This is a genomic window from Amycolatopsis sp. PSD-21 (assembly GCF_055561455.1).
In genome coordinates, this window is the sequence record NZ_CM145712.1 from 3277350 (window position 1) to 3298502 (window position 21153).

The 21153-nt window shown below is 69.6% G+C and carries 18 protein-coding genes; 14 read left to right on the forward strand and 4 right to left on the reverse strand.

Translation table 11 applies throughout. The features are described from left to right. The first annotated feature begins 16 nt into the window (after positions 1-16). Positions 17-2131 carry a S9 family peptidase gene (locus ACZ1DY_RS15905; RefSeq protein ID WP_465484803.1) on the forward strand — a complete coding sequence of 705 codons (2115 nt, stop codon included), beginning with the start codon at positions 17-19 and terminating at the stop codon, positions 2129-2131. Beyond that, positions 2128-3078, forward strand: coding sequence for an LLM class F420-dependent oxidoreductase (locus tag ACZ1DY_RS15910; protein WP_257487794.1), 951 nt, complete (start codon positions 2128-2130; stop codon positions 3076-3078). The genes ACZ1DY_RS15905 and ACZ1DY_RS15910 overlap by 4 nt, the downstream gene beginning before the upstream one ends. Before the next feature lie 51 nt (positions 3079-3129). Here ACZ1DY_RS15910 and ACZ1DY_RS15915 read toward each other — a convergent pair whose 3' ends face one another. Continuing rightward, positions 3130-4206 carry an NAD(P)/FAD-dependent oxidoreductase gene (locus ACZ1DY_RS15915; RefSeq protein WP_465484804.1) on the reverse strand — a complete coding sequence of 359 codons (1077 nt, stop codon included), beginning with the start codon at positions 4204-4206 and terminating at the stop codon, positions 3130-3132. A gap of 86 nt (positions 4207-4292) precedes the next feature. Between ACZ1DY_RS15915 and ACZ1DY_RS15920 the strand changes: the two genes are divergently transcribed. Beyond that, on the forward strand, positions 4293-4718 hold the full coding sequence (locus ACZ1DY_RS15920) for a MarR family winged helix-turn-helix transcriptional regulator (RefSeq protein ID WP_126731640.1): 426 nt from the start codon (positions 4293-4295) through the stop codon (positions 4716-4718). Between the two features lies 1 nt (position 4719). Here the strand turns inward: ACZ1DY_RS15920 and crcB (ACZ1DY_RS15925) are convergent, their stop codons facing one another. Further along, positions 4720-5094, reverse strand: coding sequence for a fluoride efflux transporter CrcB (gene crcB / locus ACZ1DY_RS15925; RefSeq protein WP_465484805.1), 375 nt, complete (start codon positions 5092-5094; stop codon positions 4720-4722). After that, on the reverse strand, positions 5091-5501 hold the full coding sequence (gene crcB / locus ACZ1DY_RS15930) for a fluoride efflux transporter CrcB (protein ID WP_465484806.1): 411 nt from the start codon (positions 5499-5501) through the stop codon (positions 5091-5093). Before crcB (ACZ1DY_RS15930) ends, crcB (ACZ1DY_RS15925) begins: the two co-directional genes overlap by 4 nt. A 172-nt stretch (positions 5502-5673) precedes the next feature. Here crcB (ACZ1DY_RS15930) and ACZ1DY_RS15935 point away from each other — a divergent pair, with 172 nt between their 5' ends. The 10 genes from ACZ1DY_RS15935 to ACZ1DY_RS15980 all read left to right on the forward strand — a co-directional run bounded on the left by ACZ1DY_RS15935 (position 5674) and on the right by ACZ1DY_RS15980 (position 17507). Further along, positions 5674-5805: a hypothetical protein gene (locus ACZ1DY_RS15935; protein WP_255431246.1), complete on the forward strand. Its 132-nt coding sequence runs from the start codon at positions 5674-5676 to the stop codon at positions 5803-5805. Beyond that, positions 5806-6987, forward strand: a complete 1182-nt coding sequence (locus ACZ1DY_RS15940; RefSeq protein WP_465484807.1) for a cupin domain-containing protein — start codon at positions 5806-5808, stop codon at positions 6985-6987. A gap of 85 nt (positions 6988-7072) precedes the next feature. Continuing rightward, positions 7073-8020 (forward strand): sucrase ferredoxin, encoded by a 948-nt coding sequence (locus tag ACZ1DY_RS15945; protein WP_257487788.1) that lies wholly within the window; start codon positions 7073-7075, stop codon positions 8018-8020. Between the two features lie 89 nt (positions 8021-8109). Next, positions 8110-10017 (forward strand): intein-containing Rv2578c family radical SAM protein, encoded by a 1908-nt coding sequence (locus ACZ1DY_RS15950; RefSeq protein ID WP_257487787.1) that lies wholly within the window; start codon positions 8110-8112, stop codon positions 10015-10017. Positions 10018-10347: 330 nt separating this feature from the next. Continuing rightward, the gene (gene merB / locus ACZ1DY_RS15955; protein ID WP_465484808.1) at positions 10348-10923 is read left to right on the forward strand and encodes an organomercurial lyase; all 576 of its coding nucleotides are present in this window, start codon (positions 10348-10350) and stop codon (positions 10921-10923) included. Positions 10924-11191: 268 nt separating this feature from the next. Further along, on the forward strand, positions 11192-12964 hold the full coding sequence (gene aspS, locus ACZ1DY_RS15960; RefSeq protein ID WP_465484809.1) for an aspartate--tRNA ligase: 1773 nt from the start codon (positions 11192-11194) through the stop codon (positions 12962-12964). Further along, positions 12964-13905 (forward strand): DUF389 domain-containing protein, encoded by a 942-nt coding sequence (locus ACZ1DY_RS15965; protein WP_257487784.1) that lies wholly within the window; start codon positions 12964-12966, stop codon positions 13903-13905. Before aspS ends, ACZ1DY_RS15965 begins: the two co-directional genes overlap by 1 nt. Positions 13906-13984: 79 nt before the next feature. After that, entirely contained in the window at positions 13985-15172 is a 1188-nt protein-coding gene (locus ACZ1DY_RS15970) for a phosphotransferase (protein WP_126731652.1), read from the forward strand. 75 nt (positions 15173-15247) lie between these two features. Continuing rightward, positions 15248-16096 carry an SGNH/GDSL hydrolase family protein gene (locus ACZ1DY_RS15975; RefSeq protein WP_257487783.1) on the forward strand — a complete coding sequence of 283 codons (849 nt, stop codon included), beginning with the start codon at positions 15248-15250 and terminating at the stop codon, positions 16094-16096. A gap of 43 nt (positions 16097-16139) precedes the next feature. Continuing rightward, positions 16140-17507: a replication-associated recombination protein A gene (locus ACZ1DY_RS15980; protein ID WP_257487782.1), complete on the forward strand. Its 1368-nt coding sequence runs from the start codon at positions 16140-16142 to the stop codon at positions 17505-17507. A 428-nt stretch (positions 17508-17935) separates the two neighbouring features. On the opposite strand, the gene ACZ1DY_RS15985 is transcribed toward ACZ1DY_RS15980, so the two are convergent. Beyond that, positions 17936-19189, reverse strand: coding sequence for an HNH endonuclease signature motif containing protein (locus ACZ1DY_RS15985; RefSeq protein ID WP_465484810.1), 1254 nt, complete (start codon positions 19187-19189; stop codon positions 17936-17938). Between the two features lie 368 nt (positions 19190-19557). Here ACZ1DY_RS15985 and ACZ1DY_RS15990 point away from each other — a divergent pair, with 368 nt between their 5' ends. Continuing rightward, complete coding sequence (locus ACZ1DY_RS15990; protein ID WP_465484811.1) at positions 19558-21129, forward strand: purple acid phosphatase family protein; 1572 nt, start codon at positions 19558-19560, stop codon at positions 21127-21129. The last annotated feature ends 24 nt before the right edge of the window (positions 21130-21153 follow it).

Here is a 21153-nt window from a genome sequence, read left to right on the forward strand (position 1 = left end):
CTGAAAGAGTGCGGAGGTGACCGACATCAGCCTCGAAGATCTCCCGTTCCTCCGCCGTCAGGCCCGCACCCAGCGCTTCACCCTCGGCGCGCCGAAAGAGTTCAAGGTCGCCCCGGACGGTTCCCGCATCCTGTTCCTGCGGTCCGAGTCCGGTACCGACCCCCGGCACAGCCTGTGGTCGTTCGACGTCGCGTCGGGCGAGGAGACGAAGCTGGTAGACGCCGCTGAGCTGCTGCCCGGTGAAGAGGACCTTCCGCCGGAAGAGCGTGCCCGCCGCGAGCGCAGCCGGGAGACCGGTGGCGGCGTGGTCGGCTACGCGGTCGACGACGCCTTCACCGTCGCCGCGTTCTCGCTCTCGGGCAAGCTCCACACCCTCGACCTGGCCACCGGCGAGGTGTCGGTGCTGGTCGACGGTTCGGTCGTCGACCCGCGGCCCAGCCCGGACGGCACGCACGTCGCCTACGTCCGGGACCGGCGCCTGCGGGTGATCGATCGGGCCACCGGTGAAGACCGGCTGCTCGTGGAGGAGGCGGGTGACGACATCGCCTGGGGGCTCGCGGAGTTCATCGCGGCCGAGGAGATGGGCCGCACCCGCGGCTACTGGTGGTCGCCGGACGGGAAGAGCCTGCTCGTCGAGCGCTCGGATCGCACAGCCGTGCCGCGCTGGACGATCGCCGATCCCGCGAACCCGCAGTCGGCGGCGAACGTCGTCGCGTACCCGGCGGCGGGCACCACGAACGCGGACGTGACGCTGGCCTTCCTCGGCCTCGACGGCTCCCGCGTCGACGTCGAGAAGACCGATTGGGAGTACCTTGCCGCGGTGCACTGGTCCGCCGCGGGTAAGCCGCTGCTGTCCGTGCAGTCGCGTGACCAGCGGAAACTCGAAATCCAGGCGGTCGACCCGGCGACCGGGGCGGTCGAGGTGCTGCACACCGAGACCGACGAGCACTGGGTCGAGCTCGCCGCTGGCGTCCCGGCGTGGACGACCGACGGCCGCCTGGTCCGCGAGAGCGCCGCCGACGGTGACCACCGGCTGGTCGTCGACGGGGCCGCCGTCACCCCGCCGGGGCTGCAGGTGCGGTCGATCCTGCACGTCGGCGACGAGGTGTTGTTCAGCGCGTCGGAGGCCGACCCGACCCAGATCCACGTCTTCCGCACCGAAGGCGGCGAGCTCCGTCGTCTGTCCACTGAGGACGGTGTGCACGTCGGCTCCGGGACCGCCGCGCTGACCGTGCTCTCGTCGTGGACCCTGGAACGCAGCGGCCCGGTGGTGACCGTCGTGTCCGGCGAGAAGACCGTGGCGCGCATCGGTTCCTTCACCGTCGACCCCGACGTCGTACCGAACCTGACCTGGCTGACGCTGGGGGAGCGGGGCCTGCGCGCCGCGCTGGTGCTGCCGACCGGGTACGAGGAGAGCGAAGGCAAGCTCCCGGTGCTGCTCGACCCGTACGGCGGCCCGCACGCCCAGCGTGTCCTGCAGACCCGCAACGCCTTCCTGACCCCGCAGTGGCTGGCGGACCAGGGGTTCGCGGTGCTGGTCGCCGACGGGCGCGGGACCCCCGGCCGGGGTGCGGCCTGGGAGAAGGAGATCGCGGGCAAGCTCGCCGACGTCACCCTCGCCGACCAGGTCGACGCCCTGCACGCGGCGGCCGCGCTCCATCCGGAACTCGATCTGGAACGGGTCGCGATCCGCGGCTGGTCCTACGGCGGCTACCTGTCCGCGCTGGCCGTGCTGCGCCGCCCGGACGTCTTCCACGCCGCTGTCGCGGGCGCCCCGGTGACCGACTGGTCGCTGTACGACACGCACTACACCGAGCGTTACCTCGGGCTTCCGCAGGAGGAAACGGCTTCGTACGAGCACAACTCGCTGATCGCCGGCGCCGGTGACCTCTCGCGGGCGCTCTTGATCGTGCACGGACTGGCCGACGACAACGTTTTCGTCGCCCACTCGTTGCGCCTGTCGTCGGCCTTGCTGGCCAAGGGACGCGCGCACGTGTTCCTGCCGCTGGCCGGCGCGACTCATATGACGCCGCAAGCCGAAGAGGTCGCGGAGAACCTGATGCGCACGCAGGTGGACTGGATCGTGCGTGAGTTGTCCGGTGACGCGGTCAAGAGCGAGGAGAACGCATGAAACGGTGGGGCATCACCATTCCGCTGACCGGGGTGCCGCTCGCGGCGCACGAGGAGATGGTGCGGGAGCTGCCGGATCTCGGCTACACCGACGCGTGGTCGGCCGAGACGGCGGGCCACGACGCCTTCACGCCGCTGGTGCTGGCCTCGCAGTGGGCGCCGCAGCTACGACTGGGCACCGCGATCGTGCCGGTGTACACGCGCGGGCCGGGACTGCTGGCGATGAGCGCGGCGACCGTCGCGGAACTGGCGCCCGGCCGGTTCGTGCTCGGCATCGGCGCGTCGTCGCCGGTGATCGTGAAGAACTGGAACGCCGCCGAGTTCGAAGCGCCGTTCGCGCGTTCGCGGGACACCCTGCGCTTCCTGCGTTCGGCGCTGGCGGGGGAGAAGGTCACCGAGGAGTACGAGTCGTTCTCCGTCAGCAAGTTCCGGCTGGAGCGGCCCGCCGACCCGCCGCCGTCGATCATGCTCGCCGCGCTGCGGCCGGGGATGCTGCGGCTGGCCGCGAAGGAGGCCGACGGCGCCATCACCAACTGGCTCGCCGCCTCCGACGTGCCGAAGGTGCGGGCGGAAGTCGGCCCGGACACCGAACTGGCCGCGCGGATCTTCGTGTGCCCCACCGAGGACAAGGCCGCCGCCCGCGGGCTCGGCCGGATGCTCATCTCGAGCTACCTCACCGTGCCGGTGTACGCGGCGTTCCACGAATGGCTCGGCCGGGGCGACGCGCTCGCGCCGATGCACGAGGCATGGGCCGCGGGCGACCGGCAGAAGGCGAACCAGGTCATCCCGGACGAGGTCGTCGACGACCTGATCGTCCATGGCAGCCTCGATTCCTGTCGCGAGCAAGTGCAGTCCTATGTGGACAACGGGCTGACGACGCCGATCATCGCGCTGCTGCCGACGGGTGAGGACCCGTTCGCCCAGGTGCGAGGTCTCGCTCCGCGTTAGGGACTCGTGAGTGGTAAGGACGGTTCTGACCGTCCTTACCACTCACGAGCGCTACGCCTGCCTGAACAGCTCGTCGTAGCGGGACACCATCATGTGCGACCCCTTGATCTCCGCGGTGGTCGCCGCGTCCAGGATCCCGACCTCCTCGGCGTAGGTCGCGCCCCCGGAAGGCCCGAGCGGCAACGAGATCATCGGCCCGCCCGGGGTGTGCGTCCGCAGTTCGCCGCCTTCGACCAGCGCCCGGATGTTGGCCACGACGACCTCCGCGTGGTCACCGGCCACCTTCGCCAGCTTCCCCTCCGGCAACGCGGTGATGTCGCCGAGCGCGAACACGCCGGGCTGCCCCGGAAGCCGCAGTTCGGGAGTCACCTCCACCAGGCCGTTCGCCTGCCGCGCGGCGGCCAGTTCGCCGTCGAGGTACACGGTGTGCGGCGCGCCGCCGAAGCACTGGAACCACAGATCGGCGGTCACCTCGCCGCCGCCGGTGAGCCCCGAGGTGAACGTCTTGGCCTGCCCCGGTTCCGAGACCGGTGGCTCGGTCAGCGAAGTGCCGAGCAGCAGTTCGACGCCCAGTCCGTCGAGCTGGCGGCGGATCTCCGCGCGGAAGTCCTCCGGGAAACCGGGCAGGATCTCCTTCGCGGGGTCGACGATCGTCACGGCCTTCTCCGGCCACACCGCCTTGATCTCGCCGGCCAGTTCGAGGCCCACCGGGCCCGCGCCGAGCAGCAGCACCTTCTCCGCGCCCGCGAGTTCCTCCCGGGTGGCACGGATCTTCGCCTTCGCCGAAGCGCTGTCCTGGAAATCGATCTTCGCCGGGAACGGGTACGCCGAACCGGTCGCCAGCACGACGTAGTCCGGTGTGAGCCGTTCGCCCGACGCCAGCGTGACGCCGTTCTGGTCCACGCTCACCGCGCGGTCGCGGAGCACCCGTCCCCGCTCGAGGAGCCGGGCGTACGGGTAGAAGAGCCGATCCGTCCACTCGGGATCGACGAGTCCCCGCAAGGCTGCGACGTGGTGCACGAAGTCCTCGCGCGGCTCGACGAGCACGACGTCGGTGAACGAGTCCAGCTCCTTGGCGACGGTCGTGCCGCCGTATCCCCCGCCGATGACGGCCACGGTCGTGGTCATGAGATCCCCTAGTTCGTAATACGGAATGTTGGTACTGCGAACTACAGTAGTTCGCAGTACCAACGATCGTCAAGTAGACTTCCTTCATGACCACGGCCGAAGACCTCGGATTCGCGACGGCGCTGGTGCGGCTCTCGCATCTGGTGCAACGGGCTTTCATCGACGTCGGCCGGTCCCACGACCTCACGCCGCAGCAGGCTCAGCTGCTCTGCGTGCTGGCACAGGGGGAGACGGGCGTCGGGATGACCGACCTCGGCAAGATGCTGAACCTGGAGAAGTCCAGCGTCACCGGCCTGGTGGACCGCGTGCAGCGGCGCGCGCTCGTCGAGCGGGTCGCGGATTCCGGCGATCGCCGCGCGCTGAAGATCACGCTGACGGAAGAGGGGCTCCGGCTCGCGAACGCCGCGCACGAAGGCGTCGTCGAAAAGCTGGAGGAGATGGCGGCGGACCTCCCGGCCGAACAGCGCGAGGCGGTCGCGGCCGCGGCGTGGCGGATGGCGCCCGAAGCCTGAGTCAGTGCCAGATGGCGGCGGCGAGCAGCAATCCGGCAGCCGCGGCGCCGATCCCGGTGGCCATCGTGACGACGGCGTTCACCACCGCGCGGGCCCGCGTCTTCTCGGTGAACAGGCGCAGGGTTTCGTACCCGAACGTCGAAAACGTGGTGAGGCCGCCGCAAAATCCGACGGCCAGCAGCGAGCGGACCTCGCCGGGCTGGCCACCGTGCAGTGCCCAGCCGGTCAGGACACCGAGGATCAACGAGCCCGCGATGTTGACCACCAGCGTGCCCCAGGGGAAGGCGGCACCCCGCCACGCGCGCATCCGGAGATCGGTCAGGAAACGGACGATCGCCCCGAAACCACCGCCGAGCGCGACGAAGACGAGGGTCATTTCTTCACCGCACGGGTGATCTCGTGCCCGACGTAGACGGCTACCAGCGCCGAGGCCACCGTTCCGAACGCGTACGCCAACCCGGTGAACGGCCGCCCGGCCGTCACAAGATCGAGTGTGTCCGTCGCGTAGGTCGAAAACGTCGTGTAACCGCCCAGGATCCCGACCCCGAGGAAGGGACGCAGCAACCGGTGCGGATCTTCCGACGCGTTCAGCGACGCCATCAGGATCCCGATCAGCAGACAGCCGGAAACGTTGGTGGCAAAGGTGGAGAACGCGAACTGACCCCGGGGATGGGGGATCGCGACCGACAGTCCGTAGCGGGCGAGGCTGCCCAGCGCGCCGCCGGCGCCGACGGCCGCGAGCACGTCCCACCGCGGGCGGGGGACGGATGCCGGATCAGCCATGAATGGCAGCTTAGAACCGCTGTCCGGGTGAACCGGCGCCGCGGTGTCGAAGATCGCTCACAAGGCCGTTTTTGCCTGCTGAACAGTGAATTTTCTCGAAACGTGTCGTAGGCTGGGCGGCGCTCCAGACCGATTTTCGGTCCGTCCGCTCGTCTGAGAAAAAGGTGGCAGGATGGCACAGGAACAGTCAGGTACGCAGGCTCCCGACAGCGGTTTGCTGCTGGAGGTCGAAATGATCCCGACCGCGGTCGACCGCGGGAAGGCCAACGGCGCGGCCGCCGACAACGACGGCAACGACGGCTGAGTGCCCGAAACGCCGACACTGGCTGACCTCGTGGCTCCGCTCGGGGTCAGCCAGTTCTTCCAAGACGTCCAGGGCGAGACCTACCGCCGATTCGAAGGCCGCGCGGGCCGGTTCGCCGACCTGCTGCCGTGGCCCGCGCTGAACGCGATCCTCCGGCAGCACCGCCTGGAGTTCCCGCGCCTGCGCCTCGCGCTCGATGGCGCCCCGGTGCCCATGGAGAGCTACACCGATCTCGTCCCCACCCGCCGCAGTGGCACCGTCCCCCGCCTGCAGGCCGCTCCGTTCACCGAGCACCTCCGCGGCGGCGCGACGATGGTGCTCGACGCCATCCAGGAACTCAGCGACCCGATCGGCGATCTCGCCAGAAGTCTCGAACACGACCTCCGCGAGAGCGTCCAGGTCAACCTGTACGCCGGCTGGGGCGTGACGCACGGCTTCGACGTGCACTGGGACGACCACGACGCGTTCATCATCCAGGTCGCCGGCCGCAAGCGCTGGCGGATGCACGGCCCGACCAGGCCCGCTCCGCTGCATCGCGACGTCGAGCAGCCCGAGCGGCCCGGTGAGCCGATCGACGACTTCATCCTCGAAGACGGCGACGTCCTCTACGTTCCGCGCGGGCACTGGCACGACGTCACCGCGGTGGGGGAGATGTCGCTGCACCTCACGCTCGGGTTCAGCCCGGCCACCGGGATCGACCTGGTGTCCTGGCTCGCCGACAAGCTCCGGGCGAGCACCGTGTTCCGTCAGGACCTCCCGAGGTTCGGGACGGACGAGGAGCGGGCGGCCCGTGCCGACGCGCTGCGGGCCGAGCTGGAAGCCGCGCTGACCGGCGACGTCGTCGGCAGGTTCCTCGCCGAACGCGATTCGGCGGCCCCCGCGCATCCGCGAGTCGGGCTGCCCTGGGCGGCGACCCCCGGCCTGCTGCCGGACGGCGACGAGACCGAGGTCCGGTTCCTCGTCCCGAGGGCGGTGCTAGAAGAAGGTGATGGCCGGGTGACCCTGCTCGCGGACGGTAAGCGGTTCGTCTTCGCTGGCGCCGCGGCCCCGCTGCTGAAGGCGCTGCTCGACGGGACGCCGCAGGCGGTCAAACGACTCGCCGAGCTGTCCGAACTCGATCGGGGGACGGTCCGGGCGTTCCTCGGCGAGCTCACCACACAGGGTCTGCTCTCGATCGGCTGAAAGTCACAGGGGACGAGAAGTGTGAAGGAGGGCCTGCCGGGGTAAGCTAAGGCATGCCTAAGGTGAAGTCCGGAGTGGTCGGCCGATGACCGCTCAGCTCTCGGACACCACAGCGCCGCCCGCCGCGTTGCCGGGCTGCGCCACCGTCGCGCGCATGCTGGGCGCGAGCCCCGCCGGCACGGCGGCGGACATGCGCTGCTGGCTGCTCATCGAGCAGCCGGGCCCCTGGCCCGCGGACGCGCTGGAAAACGTCCTCGACGAGGCCTTCCCCGCCGAGCGCCGTGAGCTGCTCGAGCACTTGAGACGTTCCCACGGGCTGCGTCCGCTGCTGATCCGTCGGCCGGGCAAACATCAGCGCGACCCGGACCGTCCCCGGTCCGTCTACGTCGGCGGCGGCGAACCGGGCAACCGCTGGCTGGAGCGCCTGGAGATCCGCGACCTGAGCGAACTGGCCGAGCTGGACCTCGAAGCGGTCGCGGAAGGCACGGGCGGGCTCGGCACGCGAGTGGACGGGCCGCTGTTCCTGGTCTGCACGCACGGCACGAAGGACATGTGCTGCGCGGTGCTCGGCCGCCCGCTGGCTTCGACGCTCAACACCAACCACCCCGGCCGGGCCTGGGAGGTCAGCCACGTCGGCGGAGACCGTTGGGCGGGCAACCTCCTGGTGGTCCCCGACGGTTTCCTGCACGGCCAGCTCAACCCGGCCGAAGCGGCGCTGGTCGCCAAGTCCGCCCTGCGCGGCCAGGTCGAGCCGGAGCAGCTTCGCGGCCGGACGTCCGCCCGGACGGCGTGGGCGCAGTTCGCGGAGATCGCCCTCCGGCGGCGGCTGGACCTGTCCGGTTTGGACGACGTGCTCGCCGTCCAGGAGGAGCCGTTGCTCGAATCCGACGCCCGGGTCGTCACCGTGCGCGGTGGCGAGGACTTCTACGCGGTGACGGTGCGCCGCCGGTCGGCGACGCCGCGCGGGGAGAGCCGGTGCGCGGGGCTGATCCAGCCCGCCGGGTATGTGGCGGAAGAGATCACGAAGCTCTAGCTCGCATTTAGAGGGCTAAATGCCGCGAAGATCACCCGCGTTCGAACATACGTTTGACACTCGTCTAGAACATGTGTTCGACTGGCCTGGTGCGATGGGATCGACAGCGGGCGGACGGCGGCGAGCCGGTCCTGCCCGGATTGGACGGGTTGCTGCGTTCGGTGCGCACGCCCGAGTTCGACGGCGTCACCTTTCACGAGGTGCACGCCAAATCCGTGCTGAACAAGGTGCCCGACGGGTCGGGTGTCCCGTTCGGATGGACGGTGAATCCGTACCGCGGTTGTTCTCACGCGTGCACGTACTGCCTGGAAGGCGCGACGCCGGTCCTGATGGCCGATGGCCGGACGAAGGCGCTGGCGGAGCTCGCGCCCGGTGACGCGATCTACGGGACGCGCGGGCGTGGCGCGGGCCGCCGCCTGGTGCCGACGAAGGTGCTCGCGCACTGGTCGACGCTGAAGCCGGCGTTCCGCCTGACGCTCGACGACGGAACGTCCATCGTGGCCAGTGGCGATCACCGGTTCCTGACCGGGCGCGGGTGGAAACACGTCACCGGCACCCGGTTCGGCGCCGCGCAACGGCCGCATCTGGTCGGCGGCACCGAGCTCGTCGGCGTCGGGAAACTCGCCCGCACCCCGGACGACACCCTCGGCTATCGCGCCGGATACCTGTGCGGGATGCTGCGCTCCGGCGGGTTCTCGACCGAGAAGGACGCCGCGGATCGCGCGCTCCGGTACCTGCCCGATTTCGGCGCCTCGGTCGGTTTCGTGCAGGTGCCGCCCTCGCCGGATTCCCATTGGCAGCGCGGATTCCTCGCCGGCTTGTTCGATCTCGCGGGCAGCTACCGGCACGGTGCGCTGCGCGTCACGCACGACGAGCAGGACATCGTCTCGACCTTCTGTTCCGCGCTGGACAACTTCGGCTTCCGTTACGTGAGAACCGAAAACGTCAAGTTCCGTCCGCTGTGGACGGTGCAGCTCCTCGGCGGGCCGTCGGAGGAGGTGCGGTTCTTCCATCTCGCCGATCCCGCCGTCGGCTGGAAACGGTCGCTCGACGGCCTCGCGATCGGCCGGACCAGGCGGAAGGTCACGTCCATCGAGCCGCTGGGCATCGAGCTGCCGTTGTTCGACATCACCACCGGCACCGGCGACTTCATCGCCGACGGCATGGTCACGCACAACTGCTTCGCCCGGAACACCCACACGTATCTGGACTTCGACGCCGGTCGGGACTTCGACACGCAGGTGATCGTGAAGGTCAACGCGCCCGAAGTGCTGGCCGCGCAACTGCGGCGGCCGAGCTGGGCCCGCGAGCACGTCGCGATGGGCACGAACACCGATCCCTACCAGCGTGCCGAGGGCCGGTACAAGCTGATGCCGCGCATCATCACCGCACTGGCGGATTCGGGCACGCCGTTGTCGATCCTCACCAAGGGGACCGTGCTGGCCAGGGATCTGCCGCTGCTGGAATCGGTGTCGAAGGACGTGCCGGCCGGGCTGGCGATCTCGCTCGCTCTGCTCGACGAAGACCTGCAGCGCCGCCTCGAGCCGGGGACGCCGAGCCCGCGGGCGAGGCTCGACCTGATCCGCAAGGCGCGGGACGCGGGGCTGCCGTGTTCGGTGCTGGTCGCGCCGGTGCTCCCGTACCTGACCGACTCGGTGGCCGCGCTCGACGCCTTGTTCTCGCGGCTGGCCGAGGCAGGTGCCACACGGGTCACCGTCCTCCCGTTGCATCTGCGGCCGGGCGCGCGGGAATGGTTCGCCCGCTGGCTCGGCCGGGAGCATCCGGAGCTCGTGCCGAAATACCGCGAGCTGTACTCGCGCGGCGCCTATCTGCCGAAGGCGTACCGGGAGCGGCTGGGTGCCCGCGTCGGCCCGTTGCTACGCCGTCACGGCTTCGACGCCCGTGCGGACGACGGGGAACGAATGCAGGTGACGATGCCCGTGCAGCGTTCGGAGGAGGTGGTGATCCCGGCGGCGGAACAACTGAAACTGCTGTGAAGCGCCTGCGCCTCTCACGTCCGCTAGGTGGCCCTCACCTGCGCCGATGGCACGTTGCGAAAGCCACTTTCGCAACCTTCAACGTTGCGAAAGTGGCTTTCGCAACCTCGTCGGAAGGCCCTAGGCCGGCCTGCGGCGACAGGGGCGACTTTCGGCTCGTATGGCCAAAAGTGTGTCCCGCCCCGCGCAATCGGTGGGAACGCCTTCCCGGTACTCGATACGTCGGGTGAATTTTCTTACCCCACAACGCATTCGGCCGTTCGGCGCAGTGACTTGGCGGAAAACCTTTTCGTGCTTAATCTCAACGGGACGAAGGCGAGGAGGTGCCTGTTGACCACCCGTACGGATCGCACCGCCGCTGTCCGCATCGCCTGGGCCGCGACCAAGCTGACCAGAGCGGGCAGACACCCCATCGCCATCGGAAGACTCGCCGCCACCGTCGGCATGGACCCCGCCGAAGCCCACCGGCTGATGGACCTGATGGGTTTCGCCATCCGCGACGGGCTGGTCGTGATGGACCGCGGGGCCCGCCCGGCCGACCGCGCGAGCGCCGACGGGTACCGCGTCGACCTGTTCCTCCTGGCCGTCGCCACCGGCGAACCCGTGCACGCGGACGCGGTCTGCCCGGCGACCGGGGCCCACGTCCGGGTCCATTTCACCCGGGAACGGGTCTTGAGCGTCGACCCGCCGCAGGCCGTGGTCGCCGCGTCGCGGTTGTCCGGGATCGACCTCGCCCTCGGCCAGGACTACGTCGAGGCGCTGGTCTGCACGCAGTTCTTCGCGTCGCGGGAGGCGGCCTCGGGCTGGCTGCTGGAGAACATCGACGGCCGGGTCCTGTCCGTGCCGGATTACCTGGCGCACACCCGGCGGATGGTCGCGGCGCTGGAGGCCTGGCCGACGATTTGAGTGTCCTGGGGTGAACCCGCGGCCGCGATCGACGTCGGCAGGGCGCGGTTTGGTCTTTCGTGGTCGCGAAGGCGCCCTGCCACCGCGATAGCGGGGCCTTCGGCCGGGCGGGTTCACGCCTATGGCCACGTCTCGGACAAGACCCCGGCTCCGCCGACAGGCTCTGAGAACACCTGGTCGCGAGGCATCCGGGGCGATTCGTTAGCCTTTGACGTCGGCGAAAAACCGTCGAATCGCAGAATCGTGATGCCGAAGGAGAGCACCCGCAGTGCTTCGCACCCACAAAGCCGGCACCTTGCGTGCCGAGCACGCCGGTCAGACGGTCACCCTCACCGGATGGGTGGCCCGGCGGCGCGATCACGGCGGCGTCATCTTCATCGATCTGCGCGACGCCAGCGGCGTGAGCCAGGTCGTCTTCCGCGAGGGCGAGATGGCCGAGCGCGCCCACCAGCTGCGCTCCGAATACTGCGTCCGCATCGTCGGCGAGGTCTCGACGCGGCCGGAAGGCAACGCCAACACCGAGATCCCCACCGGCGAGATCGAGGTGCTGGCCACCGAGCTCGAGGTGCTGTCCGAGGCCGCCGTGCTGCCGTTCCCGATCGACGACCGGGTCGACGTCGGCGAGGAGGTGCGGCTCAAGCACCGCTACCTCGACCTGCGCCGCAGCGGCCCCGCGGCCGCGATGCGCCTGCGCAGCGAGGTGAACCGCGCGGCCCGCGAGGTACTGCACGCGCAGGAGTTCGTCGAGGTCGAGACCCCGACCATGACCCGCTCCACCCCCGAGGGTGCCCGCGACTTCGTGGTCCCCGCCCGGCTCAAGCCCGGCTCCTGGTACGCGCTCCCGCAGTCGCCGCAGCTGTTCAAGCAGCTGCTCATGGTCGGCGGCCTGGAGCGGTACTACCAGATCGCGCGCTGCTACCGGGACGAGGACTTCCGCGCCGACCGGCAGCCGGAGTTCACCCAGCTCGACATCGAGATGAGCTTCGTCGAGCAGGACGACGTCATCGCGCTCGGCGAGGACATCGTGACGGCGCTGTGGAAGCTGATCGGCGCCGAGATCCCCCGGCCGTTCCGCCGCATCACCTACGCCGAGGCGATGGAGAAGTACGGTTCGGACAAGCCCGACCTGCGCTTCGACCTCGAACTGACCGACATGACGGCGTTCTTCGCCGACACCCCGTTCCGCGTGTTCCAGGCGCCGTACGTCGGCGCCGTCGTGATGGCGGGCGGTGCCGACCAGCCGCGCCGCACCCTCGACGCCTGGCAGGACTTCGCCAAGCAGCGCGGCCACCGCGGCCTCGCGTACATCCTCGTCAACGAGGACGGCACGCTCGGCGGGCCGGTCGCGAAGAACCTGTCGGAGAAGGAGCGCGAGACGGTCGCCGAAGCCGCCGGCGCCAAGCCCGGCGACTGCATCTTCTTCGCCGCGGGCAAGCCGGCCGACGCGCGTGCGCTCCTGGGCGCCACCCGGCTGGAGATCGGCAGCCGTCTCGGCCTGATCGACGAGAACGCCTGGTCGTTCGTCTGGGTCGTCGACTTCCCGATGTTCATCTCGGCCGAGGAGTCCGACGACGTCGCGGTCGGCGGCGGCAAGTGGAAGGCCCTGCACCACGCCTTCACCTCGCCGACCCCGGAGTGGATCGGCAAACTCGCCGACGACCCCGGCAACGCGCTGGCCTACGCCTACGACATCGTCTGCAACGGCAACGAGATCGGCGGCGGCTCGATCCGTATCCACCAGCAGGAGCTGCAGAAGCAGGTCTTCGAGCTGATGGGCCTGTCCGAGGACGAGGCGCAGGAGAAGTTCGGCTTCCTGCTCGACGCCTTCGCCTTCGGCCCGCCGCCGCACGGCGGGATCGCGTTCGGCTGGGACCGCATCGTCATGCTGCTGGCCAAGGCCGAGTCACTGCGTGACGTCATCGCATTCCCGAAGACCGGCGGCGGGTTCGACCCGCTGACCGCGGCTCCCGCGCCGATCACCGCGGAGCAGCGCAAGGAGGCGGGCATCGACGCCAAGCCCGCCCCGCCCGCCCAGAACTGATGCTCCATCTCAGGGCCGTGTGCCCGCCGGACCGGACCGAAGAAGCGATCCGGATCCTGCGGGCACACGCCGGGACGGCGCACCTCGTGGTGCACCGCGGGGTGGCGGTCGCGCCCGAAGGCGACCTGATCGAGGCGGACATCGCGCGCGAGGCGACCGACGACATCGTCGAGTCGCTGTGCGGTCTCGACCTCGACCACACCGGCGGGATCACGCTGGAAGCGCTGGACACCGCGGTGTCCGACGCCGCCGACAAGGCGGAGGAGGCCGCGCCGGGCGAGGCCGCGGACGCGGTGGTGTGGCAGGAACTCGTCGGCCGCACCGGCGAGGAGTCGCGCCTCACCTGGACATTTCAGGCGTTCCTGACCATCGCGTGCCTGCTGGCGGCGGTCGGCGTCATCACGAACTCGGCGGTCACCATCGTCGGCGCGATGGTCGTGGGGCCGGAATTCGGCCCGCTGGCGGCCATCGCGGTCGGTCTGGTGCTGCGCCGGCGAGATCTCGTGAAGCAGGGCGCCGTCGCACTGCTCGGCGGCTTCCCGATCGCGATGGTGATCACTCTCGGTGTGGTCCTGGTGGGTAACGCCACCGGCGTGCTGGAGGTCAGCAAGCTCGCCGACAACCACGAGGTCGATTTCGTTTACCAGGTGGGAATCGCTTCGCTGATCGTCGCGCTGCTCGCCGGGGCGGCCGGGATGCTTTCCATGACTTCGGCCAAATCCGCCGCGCTCGTCGGCGTGTTCATCTCGGTGACGACGGTTCCCGCGGCGGGTTACGCGGTGGTCGCGGCGGTTGCCGGTCAGTGGGAACGGTGCCTTTATTCGGCCGGTCAGCTGCTGGTCAATCTCATCGGAATCGTTGCAGCTGCGGCCATTGTGCTGACATTGCGCCGTCGTGGGCAACGATCGAGGGTGACGGAACGTCCGCTTTCACGCGGATGAGTCCCAGATCGCGCCAGTGCGCGCGATTGCCCGGATCTCAGTGGTCATGGTTGCTCAGTCACGAGTAGGGTCGGTGGCAATGACAGTCGATACCTCCTCTGCCGACGATTCGACCGTCGGAGCTGGAGCCGAAACCCTCGCCATCGCGGCCGCGGTCGCCGCCGGCGAGTCGGTCCTCTCGCGCCGATTCGGCAGCGCGATCACCCTCGTCGCCCCCGAAGACCTCGCCGGCAGCGGCCCGGCGACGGTCGTGCGGGCGCGGGTGGCGTCGTCGCCGTTCGCGCTGCCGCGCACCCTGGTCATCAAGCACTACCCCGATCCGCCCGAACCGGGACGGCCCGACCCGTTCGCGCAGGAGGCGGTCAGTTACCAGCTGTTCACCGCGCTCGCGCCGGAAGACCGCATGTGCCCGGAGCTGCTGGCCCACGACGGCCGGGACCGGGTCCTGGTGATCGAGGACCTCGGCGGCGTCCCGACGCTGCACGACAAGCTCCACGCGCGGGACGCACGCGGAGCCGAACGCGCGCTGCTGTCCTGGGCCAGGTCGCTGGGCAGGCTGCACGCGAGCACGGCGAGCCGCGAGCCCGATTTCAACGCGCTGCTGCGCCGTCTCGGCGGCCCGGTCAAGAACGAGGACGCGCCGCTGCCCGCGGTCTGTGCCCAGTTGCCGGGGCTGCTGGAGGAACTGCTCGACGTCGAGACGCCGGAGCCGGTGCAGCGGCGGGTCATGGAGGTCGCCGAGCGGGCGGGTTCGCCGTCGTACCGCGCGTTCAGCCCCGTGGATCTCAGCCCGGACAACAACCTCGTGACCAGCGGGGGAGTGCGGTTCCTCGACTTCGAACGCGGCCGGGTGCGCAGCACCCTGATGGACGCTGCGTATCTGCGGCTCCCGTTCGCGTCGAGCGAGGACGCGCTGGCGCTGCCGCCGGGGATGAGCGAGGCGATGATCGCGGCCTGGCGGGCCGAGGTCGTCTCAGTCTGGCCCGCGCTCGCGGACGAGGACGCGCTGGCCGAGCACCTGATGGACGGTCAGTTGCTCCTGCTGTGGGTCATCACGTGGGAGATCCTCCCGGAGCTGGACCTGGACCGGCACGCCACGCCGATCAGCCGGGAGGCCGCGCTGGTGACCTGGTGGCGGGAGCTGGCCAAACATTCGCTGCGCGCCCGCCTGACCCATATCTCCGAGCACGCCACCAGGGTCGCGGCCGCACTCGGCGCGAGGCTGGGGCCGCACGCGGATCTCGCCTTCTATCCGGCGTTCCGGTAACCGCCGCACGGACTTTTCGCTCGACCGTCCTCACCGCGTTACCCAGGCATCACCACGGGTGAGTCTGCGTGGCCGATGGTGGCTACCGTGACCGTGATCAGTGTCGAAGTCACTCCGAGTCCCGAACCTCTCCTTCCTCCCGCGCCCGCCGTACCGCGGTCGGCGCGCAGACTGGTCGTGCTCGGCGATTCCACGGCCGTGGGCCTTGGCGACCCGCTGCCGGACCGAGGCGGCTGGCGCGGGGTCGGCCCGCTCGTCGCCGAGGCGCTGGGTGTCGAGCCGGACGGCTACCTGAACCCGTCGTTCACCGGCGCGCGTATGGGCTGTGTACTGACGAAGCAGCTCCCCGCGGCCGTCGCGCACCGGCCGGACGTCGCGCTGGTGGTGGCGGGCATGAACGACACGCTGCGCCCCGATTTCAGCGCCGAGAAGATCGCCGCGGACCTCACCGAGGTGATCCACGCCCTGGCCGCCGTCGGCACCACCGTGGTCCCGGTGCGGTACCACGACCACGGCAAGGTGTTCCGCCTTCCGCAGTCGCTGCGGCGGGCGTTGAGCCAGCGGGTGGCCGAACTGAACGCCGCCATCGACGAGGTCGTCCAACGCGAAGGCGTGCCGTGTCTCGACCTCGAACTGCTGCCCGGCGCCTACGACCTCACCGCGTGGAGCGTCGACCGGCTGCACCCGTCGGAACTCGGTCACCGGATGCTGGCGACCGGATTCACCGAACGGCTGGCCGAGGCCGGGTTCGCGGTGCCGCGGCCGGTCAGCCTGACCTGCTCGGGAGGCGTGGAGCCGAGTACCGCCGGGCACGTCGGCTGGCTGGTGCTCAAGGGCATCCCGTGGGTGTGGCGGCGCGGCCGCGAGTTCGTGCCGTACGCGGCCGTGATCATGTGGCACGCGTTCCGGGAGCGGCTGCGCTGACCTGTGGCCGGAACCGTCGGTGGGTGCGGCTACCGTCGACACCGTGGCACAGGACGAACTCTTCACCGTGAACCCCGACCTCGGGCCGCCGCCGGAGCCGGCCGAGCCGAGGGACGTCGCCGTCCCGGCGGGCTCGCCGCTGGCGGTGCGGATGAGGCCGCGGTCGCTCGACGAGGTCGTCGGGCAGCAGCACCTGCTGCGTGAGGGCGCGCCGCTGCGCCGGCTCGTCGAAGGCGCGGCTCCGGCTTCCGTGCTGCTCTACGGCCCGCCGGGCACGGGCAAGACCACGCTGGCGAACCTCGTCTCGGCCGCGACCGGCCGCCGCTTCGTGGCGATGTCCGCGCTGTCGGCCGGGGTGAAAGAGGTGCGCGGGGTCATCGAGGAGGCCCGCCGCCGCCGGAACTACAACGCCGAGAACACGGTGCTCTTCATCGACGAGGTACACCGGTTCTCCAAGACCCAGCAGGACGCCCTGCTCGGCGCCGTCGAGGACCGGACGGTGCTGCTGGTGGCGGCCACCACCGAGAACCCGTCGTTCTCCGTCGTCTCGCCGCTGCTGTCGCGGTCGCTGGTGCTGCAGTTGCGGCCGCTGACCGACGCCGACATCGTCGCGCTGATCGAGCGCGCGATGGCCGACGAACGGGGTCTCGGCGGCGAACTCACGCTGACCGAAGACGCGCGGGAACATCTGGTGCGGCTGGCCTCCGGTGACGCGCGGCGCGCGCTCACCGCGCTGGAAGCGGCCGCGGACGCGGCGAGCGCGACCGAGGCCAAGACGATCGACCTCGCCATCGTCGAGTCCACAGTGGACAAGGCAGCGGTGCGCTACGACCGCGACGGCGATCAGCACTACGACGTCATCAGCGCGTTCATCAAGTCGATCCGAGGGTCCGATGTGGACGCCGCGCTGCACTACCTGGCGCGGATGATCGAGGCGGGGGAGGATCCGCGGTTCCTGGCCCGGCGTCTGGTCGTGCACGCGAGCGAGGACATCGGCATGGCCGACCCGACGGCGTTGCAGTCGGCCATCGCGGCGGCGCACGCGGTGCAGTTCATCGGCATGCCGGAAGGCCGTCTCGCGCTGGCGCAGGCGACCGTGCACCTGGCGACGGCGCCGAAGTCGAACGCCATCATCACCGGTATCGACGCCGCGCTCAGCGACGTCCGGTCCGGGCGGATCGGGACGGTGCCGCCGCATCTGCGGGACGGGCATTACGCGGGGGCCGAGAAACTCGGCAACGCGAAGGGCTACCGGCATCCGCAAAAGGTGCCGGAAGGTGTTCTGGCGCAGCAGTATCCGCCGGACGAGCTGGTGGGACGGGACTACTACGAGCCGACGCAGCGTGGGGCGGAGCGGACGTTGTACGAGCGGGTGCCGAAGCTGCGGCGGACGGTCCGAGGCGAGCGTTAGTTCCGCGTTCGGGTGAGGCGCCTCTCTGGTGCGCGAGATCTGGAGCAGGCTGCCGTCCGGCAGTCAGGTCCAGTTGCCTGGCCTGATCGGCCGGGGCGTGTAGGACGGTCCGGGGCGTTGGCGACTGTTGGTCTTGATCGAGGGACGTTGAGTGTCCCGGCTCTTTCGGTCGTGACTGGTCCATCGCGACGGGCCTCTGTGGGTTTCGGGACCCACACGGTCGTGCGTGAGCGGTCCGGTCATGAGGTTTTCGGTGATGGGTGGTCGGGTTCCGCAGAGCTGGTTCGCTCGCGCGTCCACGATGCCTGTCTTGGTTATTGATGAAGGATTTGGGACGTTGGGTGTCCCGAATCCTTCGTCAACGACGGTGGCGTCCTGCGGGCATGCCGAAGGGCCCGTCGCCGGTGTGGCCGACAGGCTCCTCGGGTTCAGCGGTGGTGCAGGGTGTTGCGGCGGGGTTGTCGGAGCGGATCTCGGTACTGGGGCGGGATGAACTCCGGTAATCCGTCGGCGGCCATGCGGACTTCCCAGTCGCCGTGGTGGATCAGCCGGTGGTGGAAGCCGCACAGCAGCACCAGATTCCGGAGATCCGTCGGCCCGCCGTCTGCCCAGTGCTGAATATGATGAGCGTGGCAATTCTTGGGTTTCCGATGGCAGCCAGGGAAGGCGCAACCACCGTCGCGGATGTTCAACGCGCGCCTTTGCCCTGGGGTGACGAAGCGTCGTAGCCGTCCCACGTCGAGGGGTTCTCCGGCGGCGCTCATCACGACCGGCAACATCAGACAGTCGCAGGCCGCCAACCGCGCTTCCCTCGCCGTCATCGACCCGACAAAGTCGAGGCAGGCGGTGCCGAGACCGGATTTGAGCTCATCGAGTCCGATGGTGACGTGCACCAACGTGCGGTAGCCGCTGGTTCCGGGCTGGTCCGGGCAGGCGATCGCGAGGTCGAGGAGTTCGGCCCAGGCGTCTCCCAGGCGTTCGCACTTCATTCGCAGATCGGCCTGGCCGAACTCGTCCACTGGCCGTGGCTGGGCGTAGGCCTCCAGGGCGGCGGCGGTGCGGGCACCGGTCTCGTCGTCCAGCAGACCGGTCAGTTTCCAGAACCCGTCCCCGCGTCGCTCCAGCGTGATCTCCCGGCGCGGTTCCTTAGGTTCGGGGTCCTTGGGTTCGCTGCCGTCGGGATCCAGCCACCCCAGCAGGTTCGCCTCAGCCTTGGCGAGCTGCTGCGGACCGGCGGTCGGGGCCAACTCGGCGAGGATCTCCTCCGCGACCGCCCGATCCTCAACCGAGGTATCGGCAGGAAGCCTCTTCAAGATCTCCAGAATCTGATCGATCCGCTCGTCCCCGACCAACCCCTCGGCCGCGACCGCGGCCGTCGCGGGTGCCACGGCCGGTGCTTCGGTGCCATCCAGGTTCCGTGTCGGGTTCAAAGCGATCGCCCGCTTCACCACCACACCAGCCTCAGCGCGCGACAAACCGGCCATCTCCGCGAACCAACTCGCCGTAGTCCCATGCCCGAACAAATCCTTGGCGCCCCGAGACTCGACCTCCGCCAGAAACCGCCCCAAACCCGCGGTGGCCATCCTGATCACCTGCAACGACTGCTGCACGCCATGGGCAAGCTCCAGCTTGCCGGCACGCCACAGTTCTTGCGGCAACTCGGGAAGGAAGGTCTCGGACACGCCTCCATAATACCCGACAAAATCGAACAGGTGTTCGTAATTTTAAGCGACAAGCGAAACGTGCGAACAACACTGAAGGGTGATGCCGCCGTGTCGGGAGATCACGCAAAGAAGATGGACTGTATTTGGTCGATTAAGCGCGCGGCTGCTGGCGGGGCCGCAACGCTCGTGGCATCGGCACTCGTGAAGGCCGCGCAAGGAACGCATTTATTCGACTAAATGCGCAAGCAATTAGTCGGCTAAATGCGGCGGGAGGCGGGAAGGTAAAGGGCGCTTGGGGAAGCCTTGAGTCCATGATGGACAGTTCGACCACTCCCGTTCGTCTCGTCGTCGTGAGCCGAACACATCCGTCGGCGACCATCCCGCGTATGGAAATCCCCAGGGTCGGTGTTCCCGACGCGCTGGCCTCGCACCTCACGATGGCCGAGCAACACGAGTACCTGAGCCGCCGCACGATCCTCAAGGGCGCCGTCCTCGCCGCCGGGCCGCTTCTCTTGCAGGGCACCGCGTACGCCGACGGCGACAAGGTCGTCCCGGCGGGGCGGCATCTCGCGTTCGGCCGGAATCCGCGGACGTCGATGCGGGTCGCGTGGCAGGTGCCGGCGCCGGTGCGGAAGCCGTTCCTGCGCATCGCCGACGGCCACGGCGGCTGGAGTCACCGCATCCCGGCCGAGGTCCGTGCGCTGCATTCGGAGGTCGCCGGGGTCATCGCGCCGTACGACCAGTTCTACCTGCACGCCGAGGCCGATCACCTGTGGCCCGGTCACACCTACCGGTACGCCGTCGGTCACGAGGGTTTCGACCCGGCGTCGGGCGACGGCGGGCCCGCCGCGATCTCGACGTTCACCACCGCGCCCGCCCGGGGGGTTCCGGCGGGCAAGTTCACCTTCACCGCGTTCGGTGACCAGGGCGTTTCGACGACGGCGCTCGCGCAGGACGGTGCGGTCGCACGGCAGAACCCGCGTTTCCATCTGCTGGCGGGCGACATCGCGTACGCCGACCCGAGCGGAGCGGGCAAGCCGCCCGGTAATAAGCCCGACGCCGACCACGACCTCTTCGACCCCAAGGTCTGGGACGCCTACTACCGGCAGATCGAGGGTGTCGCCGCGTCCGTGCCGTGGATGGTCACCACCGGCAATCACGACATGGAGGCCCTCTACTCGCCCGACGGCTACGGCGGCCAGGTCAAACGCTGGGACTTCCCCGGCAGCGGTCCGCACGACTGCCCGAGCGTGTACTCGTTCATCTACGGCAACGTCGGGGTGATCTCGCTCGACGCCAACGACGTCTCCTACGAGATCCCCGCCAACCTCGGCTATTCGCACGGCTCCCAGACGGCGTGGCTCAAGCGCCGCCTGCGGTATCTGCGGTCGCAGCCGGACGTCGACTTCATCGTGGTGTTCTTCCATCACTGTGCCTACTCGACGACCAATCAGCACGCCTCCGAGGGCGGCGTCCGCGAGCAGTGGGTCCCGTTGTTCGACGAGTACCGCGTCGACCTCGTGATCAACGGCCACAACCACATCTACGAGCGCACCGACGCCCTGCGCGGCGGCAAGGTGACCCGCGAGGTGAAGATCGGCGACACGGTCGAGCCGGACCGCGACGGCACCGTGTACGCGACTTGTGGTGGCGGCGGAAAGAGTCTCTACAGCTTCCCGGTGCCCGACACGTTCGCGGGGGAGTTCCAGTCGTACCACTGGGTCGAGGGCGGTGAGAAGGTGACCGAGACCGTGTCCTGGTCGCGGGTGCGCTACACCGGCTACTCGTTCCTCGCGATCGACGTCGAGCCCGCCTGGCCCGGCCGCCGGACGACGCTGACCGTGCGGACACTGCGCAACGACGGCGCCGAGATCGACCGGTTCACCCTGCGCCGCACCGCCGGTCTTCACCGGCCGAGGCATGCGTCGGTCCTCGGCGCCGACCCTGGAGATGTATAACGACCTACACGGTCCCGCATGGTG

Bases quoted from the DNA above. Each gene is read 5' to 3' on its own strand.
- ACZ1DY_RS15910 (WP_257487794.1), top strand. From the start codon at position 2,128: ATGAAACGGTGGGGCATCACCATTCCGCTGACCGGGGTGCCGCTCGCG.
- ACZ1DY_RS15915 (WP_465484804.1), bottom strand. From the start codon at position 4,206: ATGACCACGACCGTGGCCGTCATCGGCGGGGGATACGGCGGCACGACC.
- ACZ1DY_RS15920 (WP_126731640.1), top strand. From the start codon at position 4,293: ATGACCACGGCCGAAGACCTCGGATTCGCGACGGCGCTGGTGCGGCTC.
- crcB (WP_465484805.1), bottom strand. From the start codon at position 5,094: ATGACCCTCGTCTTCGTCGCGCTCGGCGGTGGTTTCGGGGCGATCGTC.
- crcB (WP_465484806.1), bottom strand. From the start codon at position 5,501: ATGGCTGATCCGGCATCCGTCCCCCGCCCGCGGTGGGACGTGCTCGCG.
- ACZ1DY_RS15935 (WP_255431246.1), top strand. From the start codon at position 5,674: ATGGCACAGGAACAGTCAGGTACGCAGGCTCCCGACAGCGGTTTGCTG.
- ACZ1DY_RS15945 (WP_257487788.1), top strand. From the start codon at position 7,073: ATGACCGCTCAGCTCTCGGACACCACAGCGCCGCCCGCCGCGTTGCCG.
- ACZ1DY_RS15965 (WP_257487784.1), top strand. From the start codon at position 12,964: ATGCTCCATCTCAGGGCCGTGTGCCCGCCGGACCGGACCGAAGAAGCG.
- ACZ1DY_RS15970 (WP_126731652.1), top strand. From the start codon at position 13,985: ATGACAGTCGATACCTCCTCTGCCGACGATTCGACCGTCGGAGCTGGA.
- ACZ1DY_RS15975 (WP_257487783.1), top strand. From the start codon at position 15,248: ATGGTGGCTACCGTGACCGTGATCAGTGTCGAAGTCACTCCGAGTCCC.
- ACZ1DY_RS15990 (WP_465484811.1), top strand. From the start codon at position 19,558: ATGGAAATCCCCAGGGTCGGTGTTCCCGACGCGCTGGCCTCGCACCTC.